The organism is Vibrio sp. 10N.222.55.C7 (assembly GCF_041473335.1).
GTDB lineage: Bacteria > Pseudomonadota > Gammaproteobacteria > Enterobacterales > Vibrionaceae > Vibrio > Vibrio crassostreae_C.
The window spans coordinates 31,715-41,517 of record NZ_JBFRSC010000023.1 but is presented as its reverse complement, the minus strand read 5'-3'; the positions used below and the strand labels follow the sequence as shown (position 1 = coordinate 41,517).

Below are 9,803 nucleotides of genomic sequence, written 5' to 3'. Positions count from 1 at the left end.
GGTGTTCATGACACGCTTACTAAACAACTAGTAAAAGAGTCTATAAGTACCTATAACAATATGAGGCCGCACCTTAGTCTCAGGATGAAAACTCCAAATGAGGTGCATGAAAAAAGCCAACAGCTGATGCTGTTGGCTTAGTAGAAATACTGTCAACGTATTTTAGGACGAGACAGAACCAATGATAACCAAATTATCCAATATGAGGCAGATCTGAATAGGTGCGTGAACGAGGTGTTACTCACTTACAAAGTGGTGGTGTTTGTATTTCATACGGGATCTTGGTCACTGATCTTAGCGCTTAACATTACCCAAACGCCCAAATTAAATGTAACCATCATCACAATTAATACTTGGTCAATACGTATAAATAGATCTTTATCACGTTTGTGTAATCTTATTTAAATCCTATAATTGGGCTTGCTATCAAATTTAAACTATTGACTTGTTGTTAATAATAAAATTGTAATTAAATTTCATGATAAATATGAGAGGTAGAGAATAACTAATCGTTTGACTCTGATATTTAAGTGACCTGGATCTCACTTTGTTGCCATTTCTCTATTCTTCTACTTCCATTGATAATAATCCCAACAAAAACGAACAAAGAATAACTGGGATATATTATGCTTTATGACCTTATTGACCACGACCTAATTGATGTTATTAACCACTCTGAATACAAGTGGGAAGATGCAGTTAAGGAAACGACTCGTTACCTACAAGATAAGGGCTACGTTACCGATAACTACGCAGACGCGATCATTCAGTCAACGCATGATAATGGACCTTATTACGTTCTTTGTCCAGGTATTGCTATGCCTCATGCCCGCCCAGAAGCAGGTGTACTAAAGACTGGACTTGGTATTCATGTCTTTTCTAACCCGGTGGATTTTGGGTCTGATATGGGGCCTGCCAATGTCTTATTAACATTAGCTGCAAAGGATTCAGATACACACATTGAGGTTATTCAAGCGCTTAGCGAAATGCTGGTTGATGAAGAAAACATTGCCAAACTGGCTGCTTCTTCTTCAAAAGCAGAAGTGCTTGAAATTATTAAAAGTTACTAATAATAACCTTTGAAAATAAGGAATATAACGTGTCTACAAATATAAGAGCCAAAGTGCAAGCTTTTGGTGGTCATCTGACTGCCATGGTATTGCCAAATATCGGAGCCTTCATTGCTTGGGGCTTCATTACCGCATTATTTATCCCAACAGGTTGGATGCCGAATGAGTATTTCGGTGAGCTTGTTGGTCCGATGATTACCTATTTATTACCATTATTGATTGGTTATACCGGTGGTCAGATTGTTGGTGACAAGCGTGGTGCTGTAGCTGGTGCTATCGGTACTATGGGTGTTATTGCCGGCGCCGAGATTCCAATGTTTGTTGGTGCAATGATCATGGGTCCACTAAGTGGCTGGGTGATTGTTCAAATCGATAAACGCCTACAAGACAAGATCCCTTCTGGTTTCGAGATGGTGGTAAACAACTTCTCGCTAGGTATCTTCGGCATGTTGATGTGTCTATTTGCTTACGCGATTGTTGGTCCAGCTGTAACTGCAGCGAACCTATTCGTTAAATCGGGCATCGAAGCGCTTGTAGCGACTGGCTTCCTACCGTTACTTGCAATTATTAATGAACCAGCAAAAGTCTTGTTCCTGAACAACGCTATCGACCAAGGTATTTACTACCCACTAGGCCTACAAGCAGCAGCTGAAACAGGCAAATCTATCTTCTTTATGGTGGCGTCTAACCCTGGCCCTGGTTTAGGTATGCTTCTGGCTTACGCTAAGTTTGGTCAAGGTCTAAGTAAGAAATCAGCACCAAGTGCAATCATCATCCACTTCTTCGGTGGTATTCATGAGCTGTACTTCCCATACGTGCTAATGAAGCCAATCATGATTTTAGCGATGATTGCAGGTGCGGCAACAGGCATCGCAACGTTCAATCTACTTGATGCTGGTCTGGTTGCAGGTCCAAGTCCAGGTTCAATCTTCTCTTACCTAGCTCTAACACCAAAAGGCAGCTTCTTCGCGACCATCGCCGGTGTAACAACAGCAACGATTGTTTCTTTCTTAGTCGCAAGCGCAATCCTCAAAGTAAGCAAGAAAGAGGAGTCTGAAGAAGAGTTTGAGCAATCAATCACAGACATGAAAGATATGAAAGCTGAAGGTGCAGCAGCAAAATCGCCAGCACAAGCAGCGGTAAAAGCAGAAGCGAAAGACATTAAATTTGTCGCCTTTGCATGTGATGCAGGGATGGGCTCAAGCGCAATGGGGGCATCAACCTTTAAGCGCAAACTCGAAAAAGCCGGCTTTAACGTTGAAGTGAAGAACTTCGCAATCGAAAAAGTGCCGAGCAACGCGGACGTGGTGGTGACCCACGAGAGTCTAGAGAGTCGAGCAATCAAAGCAACAGGCCTGCCTGTGGTGACCATCAAGAACTTCCTACATGACCCAGCATTAGACAACCTAATGGACACCATCGGTCAGCAAGCTTAATTAATATTCTGGGGTCAGGTATTGGCCCCACTTTTCGGAGATAAAATCATGGTTCAAACAACTGCAGCGGTAATTTGTGGTGAGAAAGACGTTCAACTAAGAACCTTCGATCTACCAAAGATTTCAGATGATGAACTGCTGGTTAAAAACGTTTCAAACAGCATCTGTCTATCGACTTACAAAGCAGCACTCCTCGGCAGTAACCACAAACGTGTGCCTGAAAATATTGCTGAAGTACCTGTAATGACAGGCCATGAATACGCAGGTGTGATTGTAGAAGTAGGTGCTAACTTACAAGACCGTTTTAAGCCGGGCGAACCATTTGTACTGCAGCCCGCAATGGGCTTGCCAACAGGCTACTCAGCAGGCTACAGCTACGAGACATTCGGTGGTAACGCGACGTACTCAATCATCCCTAAAGTAGCGATTGATTTAGACTGTGTGCTGCCATACAAGAGTTCTTACTATGCAAACGCATCGCTTGCAGAGCCAATGTCTTGCATCATCGGTGCGTTCCACGCTAGCTACCACACAACCCCATACGTGTATGAACATCAAATGGGCATCAAAGAGGGCGGAGCGTTAGCGCTACTTGCATGTGCTGGCCCTATGGGTATTGGCGCGATTGATTACGCGATTAACGGCCCTGTGAAGCCAAGCCGTATTGTGGTGACTGATATCGATGAAGCTCGTCTCTCGCGCGCAGAAAGCCTTATCCCGGTATCAAAAGCGACCGAGAATGGTATTGAACTCCATTACGTAAACACAGCGAAAATTGATGACCCTGTTACGTACTTAAAAGAACTGAATGACGGCAATGGCTATGACGATGTCATGGTGTATGCAGCGGTTGCACAGGTGCTTGAGCAAGCTGATGAGCTATTAGGTAACGATGGCTGCCTGAACTTCTTTGCTGGTCCAACAGATAAGCAATTTAAAGTACCGTTCAATTTTTACAATGTGCATTATGAATCTACGCATATTGTAGGAACCTCTGGCGGTTCAACAGGGGATATGGTTGAATCCATTGAACTTTCGGAAGCGGGTAAGATCAACCCATCATTTATGCTAACTCACGTTGGTGGCTTAGAGGCGGCACCTCACACTATCCTAAATCAACTGGATATTCCGGGTGGTAAAAAGCTAATCTACCCGCATATTGACCTGCCACTGACGGCAATTGATGAGTTCCATAAGCTAGCAGAGCAAGACCCGTTCTTCGGCGAACTAGACCGAATTTTGAAAGATAACAACTACGTTTGGAACGAACTGGCAGAGAAAGCAATGCTTGAGTTCTACGGCGTTAGCCTAACGGCGTAATCGATGATTTCGTGGCAGCTACACTGCTGCCACGACCAATAAGGAACATGTTATTACGGTGCAAGACGAATTATTAGATGCCTTAGAAGAGTGCGAAACCGCCACTAGTTTTATCCAAGCATCTCATAAGCTGATTAGCGTTAAGTTAAAGCATTTGTTACCAAGGGTATTTGTTCAAGATCCTTTGGTGATTGAGTATGCCGTGACCCCTCTACTCAAAGAGGATGGTCCTTTGGTCGAGATTGATGTGGTATCAAAGCTGATGTTTGCGATGGGTAAGATCTCACTAGAGAGTTACGCAGATATTAACTTGTTTGACCAAATGCACGGTTTTGTCGCTCAGCAACAAGAGCCAATTTCGTTTAGTGATGATGTCATTTACGACTTCATCACTAATCAAGCGACGCTCTCAAAGAGCGACGGCAGCATCTATCTTGATTCGATTAACCAATTAAAATTTTCATCATTCGACTCCTTTTCTCAAGCTCGCTATGAGTCACTGGTCAAAACCGTGTTGAAGCTCGCTTGCGAAGGTTTATTAGAAACCGTGGAGAACGAAATTTTAGATTAAGGCTTTTCATATGAAAGTTTCCCTAAATGTCAGTGGCTTTGAGACCGAAGCTGTGTTTTCAGATAACAATATCGAACAAATTCATAAGCCATTGGTTGAAAAGTTTTCTCGTCTTTACCAAGAAAAGAACGAACGAACGGTTATATTCTTAGCTGCGCCTCCTGGCAGTGGAAAATCAACCCTAGCGGCATTCTGGGAGTACCTATCTCACACAATCCCAAATGTTGAACCATTGCAGGTGCTGCCTTTCGATGGCTTTCATTACCCGAACGAGATCCTCGATTCGAATTACACCATCCGCGGTGAAGAGAAGATAAAGCTGCGTAGTATTAAAGGCGCACACGAAACCTTTAACCTCACATCTCTTATCGACAAACTCAAGAAGCTAAAAGTTCAAGACCCAAAGTGGCCTTACTACGATCGTAACCTGCATGATCCAGTTGATGACGCAATCACCGTTGAAAAAGAGATTGTGGTGATTGAGGGAAATTGGCTTCTGCTCGATGAACCAGTATGGAGTGGGTTGAATGAGCTTGCTGATTTCACCATCTTCATCGATACCGCTCCTAAGTTTTTAGAAGAGCGTTTAGTGAACCGCAAGATTCGTGGTGGCTCAACGCTTGAAGAGGCTCTCGCTTTTTATAAAAGTTCAGATTCAAAGAATGTAGACATGGTTTTAAATCATTCTGTAAAAGCGGACCTAACTCTATATATGAACCAAGATGGTTCTTTTGATATCAATTAATTCTAGGAGGTCGCTATGAAGATCGTCGTCGACAGCCACACTCATACTCTTGCCAGCGGCCATGCTTACAGCACTATTATTGAGAACGCTAAAGCAGCACAGCATAAGGGGCTGAAACTTCTTTGTACAACGGATCATGCTCCTGAAATGCCGGGTGCCCCCCACTACTGGTTTTTCAACAATCAAAGAATTTTGCCCCGCTTTCTTCACTATGTTGGAATCCTGCGTGGAGTGGAAGCAAACATCACCAACATTGAAGGAGACTTAGATCTATCCCCTTCAACCTATCAGCACCTTGACTGGACTATTGCCAGCTTCCACGAACCTGTGTTTCCTCCATCCACTGAAGAGATACATACCCAAGCCCTCATTAATATAATTGAGGGGGGAAAGGTTGATGTGCTTGGGCACCTTGGTAACCCAAATTACCCATTTGATATTCGAGCCGTGCTCGAGTGTGCTAAACAGCACAATGTGGCGATTGAGGTGAACAATACCTCTTTGACGGGAAAAAGCCGCAAGGGGAGTGATGTACGCTGTTCTAAGATTGTGGAGATTGGAAAGCAAGTCGGGGTTTATTTCTCGACAGGCTCAGATGCCCATTTTTGTGAAGATATAGGGCGTGTAGATCTCGCCATAGCGCTCCTTGAAAAGCATGATGTGGAAGAAGACAAAATAATCACTACCTCAACATCCCGCTTTTTGAACTTTTTATTATTGCGCGGTAAGAGTCGAATCGAAGAATTTGCACACTTATATTAAGTGTGTTGTTGAGTTAATGATTACTGGTATCAAAAAGCCCAAAGCTATTAACTTTGGGCTTTTCCGTATCTGGTAACCAGCATTTTATAATGAATTTTTAAAAAGAGAATGCTTGGTGATAGAGAACTGATTGGTTGATTAATGCATGCCTGAGCGCATTTTGTCGGCGAGCGCAAAGAAGACAAAAATGACGAAGCATACTAGAGCAACACACAGTGAAGCTATGATTGTAGTTGCGTCTTTTGATATCAATGGAACAACGATAGAAGCTAATGCAACCAACATAACCAAGATATGAACGACTCGTCCGATGATTGGGTTTTTATGACAGAATGAAGCCCAGAGGTAACGCATTTTTAACACCAGTATAATATTAGTGGTTTTATTCTATTTTCTTAATGAGTGTTTTGTAAATAATATTCTATAACAAGAACCTGTAAATATGAACTAAGTCATCATTGTATAAAACTAGTTAAATAACAGGGGTTTATCAATAGAAAAAAGATTGCCTCTCATTTTTATAATAAAACATAGTATTCGGTATTGTGTTGGATATTAAGCTAAAATTTGTTCAATTTTGATTTCTTGACTTAAGATCTCATTTACTGAGTGTTTTGTTAAGAGATCGTTTGCGTATAGCCATTGATGCCATAAATACCAACCGAATTAGAATCAGCCTTGAGCCTGTTATTCGTTTTACGTTATTTATCAAAGCGACTCCTCAAATTGAGATCGAAGTAATCTTGTGAGTTTTTCGGTTTGATATACTCAGTATTCATTCGATAAAGATGATGGAGATGATATGTCGAAAACCGCGAAGATCATTAATGAAGATAAGCTGGTAAAAAAAGCAGTTGAAGTCGGTTTTAAGATGGCTAAGCTACAAGGTTTTGATTTGCCAAATTCATCCCAACCGATAAAGGTTAAAGCGGTGTACTTGTTCCTTGTTGAAGTCAATCAGATCACACCGTTACCGGACGATAAGCTTGATGGCGCGAACATCAAGAAGCGTTTAGCACTCTGGCTTCATAAGGCACTGCCGGACAATGACCCGCTGAAGTAAACTTGTATTACCTCATTTTTTATATTTGAAACCTAGCGATTTTTCGCTGGGTTTTTTGCTTTATGGAGCAGTAAAAATAGCCTCTTGATATCTCCTAAGCCTAACTTCATTCACAGATTCGCCAATCTTACCTGCCCATCAACATTAATGCGCATCATCGGTTCATTAGTTGCCTCAACGTATTTGTGAGCATTAAGTACGAGGCTCCAAACTTGACAGCTTGGATCTTACTAACAACTATTAAGTTGATGATTTTCAATTCGTAATCCATCGATTTACCGAAGTTGAATGATTAAGAGCATCGGTGTGGATATTCATTATGACGTTTAGTCTGACTGAACAGAATAAATAGAAAGGAAATTCCTCTTATGATGTCTTTACTGTTTTTGTTGTTACTTGTGGCGATGCTATGCGCGTTTTTCGATAAGAAGACCGCTGCTTATGGCTTTTTTGCTAGCTCAGTGATCCTAGGTTTGTATTGGTTTAACCATCATGCCACCGACCCACTATCGATCTTATTGTAAGGAGTTAGCATGAATCGAAATCAGTTAACTCTCTTGAATACACTGGGCTTGCTGGGTATGACAGCCGTTTTGTTGATCGGCTTTATTCTTCAGTTTGTTCTTAATGAGTTGCCTTGTCCGTTATGCTTATTACAACGTATTGGCTTTGTGATGGTGGTGTTTGGCTTCATGTTGAATGTGGTTTATGGGCCTCAATCTCGCCACTATGGCATCGTCCTAATTGGTGCTTTATATGGTGTTGCAACCTCCCTAAGACAGGTCTCATTACATGTGATTCCCGGAACTCCGGGTTATGGTAGCCCCATCCTCGGGATGCATTACTATACGTGGGCTTTTGTTTTGTTCACGGCCACTATCTTTGCGGTTGCTGTGATCTTGATACTAACGAATAAGACAGAGACTCAAGAACCATACAAAATGAGCAATCTAGGGCGTATTGCGTGCTTACTGGCAATCGTTGTGGTTGCGCTCAATGCCATTGCTACGTTTACTGAGTGTGGGCCTTATCAATGTCCTGATAACCCAGTGAGTTATTGGTTGCTCAATTAACCGACTCATTAGAGTTAGCAACGAAGCCACAGCATGTGCTGTGGCTTTGTTGCTATGGAATCAAGGGAGTTTGTCCTTTCTAGAACGTTTTCGACTAGCTTTCGACTAGCGATTCACTTGCTCAACAACCTCGCGTGTTAGGCGTGCGATCTCGTCCCACTCCCCGTTTATAACCAGCTTCTTGTCCACCATCCATGTACCACCGCAGGCTAATACTTGAGGCACTGCTAAGTAGTTATCGATGTTTGATGGCGTAATGCCGCCTGTAGGCATTAGTCGAATATCGCCGTATGGGCCAACGAGCGATTTAACCATGCTGATCCCACCAGATGCTTCTGCTGGGAAGAACTTCAAGGTTGTTAAGCCCATCTCTAATGCCGCTTCAACGGTGCTTGGATTGTTCACACCTGGAATGATATCGATGCCGATCTCTTGGCATGCTTTAACTGTGTTCGGGTTAAAGCCCGGTGATACCACAAACGTTGCGCCCGCTTCTTTTGCTGCGAGTGCTTGCTTATGGTTCAAGATGGTGCCCGCGCCGATCAGCATGTCAGGCTGTGCTTGGCGAAGCAGTCGGATAGCTTCAACAGCGGCGTCTGAACGGAACGTAATTTCAGCGGCGGGAAGCCCATTCTCAGCCAATACTTTGCCTAGAGGGATAATATCCTCTGCGTTATCAATGGCGATAACAGGGATAACTTTAAGTGCGTTTAGCTGTTCGTTAATTGTAGACATGTGTACTTCTTAATATCAGTTTGAAAGAGTGTCGGTGATGGGTTTTGGGATGATTGCGCCGTGATGTTGAATGACCAGTCTCGCCAGTGCATTGCCTTTGCGGCAGGCTTGCTGAACAGAGCCGCCAGATAGATAGCAAGACAAGAATCCGCCATTGAATGAATCGCCTGCTGAAGTGCTATCAACCACGGTTTCTACTGGCGTGGTTTCAATTAGGCTTGGTGTTTGGGCTGGAGTTTCACTGACCAAACAGCCTTCAGCACCGAGTTTTACAATGATGGTCTGCACGCCAAGCCTGTGTAGTCGGTCGATGGTGTCTTGAGGTGTTTGGTCGCCCCATAGTTGCTGTTCATCATCAAAGGTAACTAAGGCGATATCAGTGGTTTGATAACCCAGTCGATAGCACTCTTTGGTCGCGCTTTCTGATTCCCATAGTTTTGGTCGGTAGTTACTATCAAAGGCGATGGTAACGCCACGTTCACGCAGGCCTTCAATGATAGTGAGCAACTTTAGCTGATCGCTGTGTGGCAGTATCGCGAGGGAAATGCCACTCAGAAACACCATATCAACATCGTGAAGTTGGTTGGCTATCTTATCGAAATCGGGGTGCTGTACCATGTAGCGAGCCGCCGAATCGTTGCGCCAGTATAGGAAGGTGCGCTCACCAACATCGTCGAGTTGAATGAGATAGAGCCCGGGTGAACGCTGCTCGTCAATAAGCACGAATTCGGTTGATAGTCCTTCATCTTGCCATCGGTTAAGCATCTCTTGGCTGATAGCGTCAGAGCCAAGCGCCGAGACATAGCTAGTTCGCATCGCTGGATTCGCAGTGTTATTGCAGTTCATGGGGTTGCTAACCGCAGCGCTGCGGTTCAAGTAGATTGCCGCGTTTAATGTGTCTCCACCATAGCTTTGATGCATGTCGCCAAATGGAGCCCCATTCAGTTCAATCATGCACTCACCGATGATTGCGATGTGGGTCATAATATAGCCTTAGAAAGGAAAGGTTGGGTTTGTTCGTATTGAGG

Annotated in this window: 12 protein-coding genes; 9 read left to right on the top strand and 3 right to left on the bottom strand. The window is 43.5% G+C overall.

Going from position 1 to position 9,803, the window contains the following annotated elements; all coding sequences use genetic code 11:
• The first annotated feature begins 626 nt into the window (after positions 1-626).
• Genes AB4482_RS09465 through AB4482_RS09440 form a run of 6 tightly spaced genes read left to right on the top strand, consistent with a single transcriptional unit; the run spans position 627 to position 5,904 of the window.
• A complete protein-coding gene (locus tag AB4482_RS09465; RefSeq protein WP_017065190.1) occupies positions 627-1,070 on the top strand; it encodes a PTS sugar transporter subunit IIA in 444 nt (147 codons plus the stop codon).
• Positions 1,071-1,099: 29 nt separating this feature from the next.
• The gene (locus AB4482_RS09460) at positions 1,100-2,506 is read left to right on the top strand and encodes a PTS mannitol transporter subunit IICB (protein WP_372074844.1); all 1,407 of its coding nucleotides are present in this window, start codon (positions 1,100-1,102) and stop codon (positions 2,504-2,506) included.
• A 48-nt stretch (positions 2,507-2,554) separates the two neighbouring features.
• On the top strand, positions 2,555-3,826 hold the full coding sequence (locus AB4482_RS09455) for a zinc-binding dehydrogenase (protein ID WP_372180831.1): 1,272 nt from the start codon (positions 2,555-2,557) through the stop codon (positions 3,824-3,826).
• 52 nt (positions 3,827-3,878) lie between these two features.
• Positions 3,879-4,397, top strand: a complete 519-nt coding sequence (locus AB4482_RS09450) for an MltR family transcriptional regulator (protein WP_372180833.1) — start codon at positions 3,879-3,881, stop codon at positions 4,395-4,397.
• A gap of 10 nt (positions 4,398-4,407) precedes the next feature.
• Complete coding sequence (locus AB4482_RS09445) at positions 4,408-5,142, top strand: nucleoside/nucleotide kinase family protein (RefSeq protein WP_017065845.1); 735 nt, start codon at positions 4,408-4,410, stop codon at positions 5,140-5,142.
• 15 nt (positions 5,143-5,157) lie between these two features.
• On the top strand, positions 5,158-5,904 hold the full coding sequence (locus tag AB4482_RS09440) for a phosphatase (protein ID WP_372074845.1): 747 nt from the start codon (positions 5,158-5,160) through the stop codon (positions 5,902-5,904).
• 138 nt (positions 5,905-6,042) lie between these two features.
• On the opposite strand, the gene AB4482_RS09435 is transcribed toward AB4482_RS09440, so the two are convergent.
• The gene (locus AB4482_RS09435; protein ID WP_017065196.1) at positions 6,043-6,258 is read right to left on the bottom strand and encodes a hypothetical protein; all 216 of its coding nucleotides are present in this window, start codon (positions 6,256-6,258) and stop codon (positions 6,043-6,045) included.
• Positions 6,259-6,706: 448 nt separating this feature from the next.
• Here AB4482_RS09435 and AB4482_RS09430 point away from each other — a divergent pair, with 448 nt between their 5' ends.
• The 3 genes from AB4482_RS09430 (at position 6,707) to AB4482_RS09420 (ending at position 8,040) form a co-directional block, all read left to right on the top strand.
• A complete protein-coding gene (locus AB4482_RS09430; protein WP_017061084.1) occupies positions 6,707-6,967 on the top strand; it encodes a DUF5062 family protein in 261 nt (86 codons plus the stop codon).
• A 368-nt stretch (positions 6,968-7,335) separates the two neighbouring features.
• Positions 7,336-7,491, top strand: coding sequence for a DUF5993 family protein (locus AB4482_RS09425; protein ID WP_017061085.1), 156 nt, complete (start codon positions 7,336-7,338; stop codon positions 7,489-7,491).
• A gap of 9 nt (positions 7,492-7,500) precedes the next feature.
• Positions 7,501-8,040, top strand: a complete 540-nt coding sequence (locus AB4482_RS09420) for a disulfide bond formation protein B (protein ID WP_372130868.1) — start codon at positions 7,501-7,503, stop codon at positions 8,038-8,040.
• A 105-nt stretch (positions 8,041-8,145) separates the two neighbouring features.
• Here the strand turns inward: AB4482_RS09420 and AB4482_RS09415 are convergent, their stop codons facing one another.
• A complete protein-coding gene (locus AB4482_RS09415; protein WP_372180829.1) occupies positions 8,146-8,775 on the bottom strand; it encodes a bifunctional 4-hydroxy-2-oxoglutarate aldolase/2-dehydro-3-deoxy-phosphogluconate aldolase in 630 nt (209 codons plus the stop codon).
• A 15-nt stretch (positions 8,776-8,790) separates the two neighbouring features.
• Positions 8,791-9,759, bottom strand: a complete 969-nt coding sequence (locus AB4482_RS09410) for a sugar kinase (RefSeq protein ID WP_171733173.1) — start codon at positions 9,757-9,759, stop codon at positions 8,791-8,793.
• Positions 9,760-9,803 lie beyond the last annotated feature (44 nt).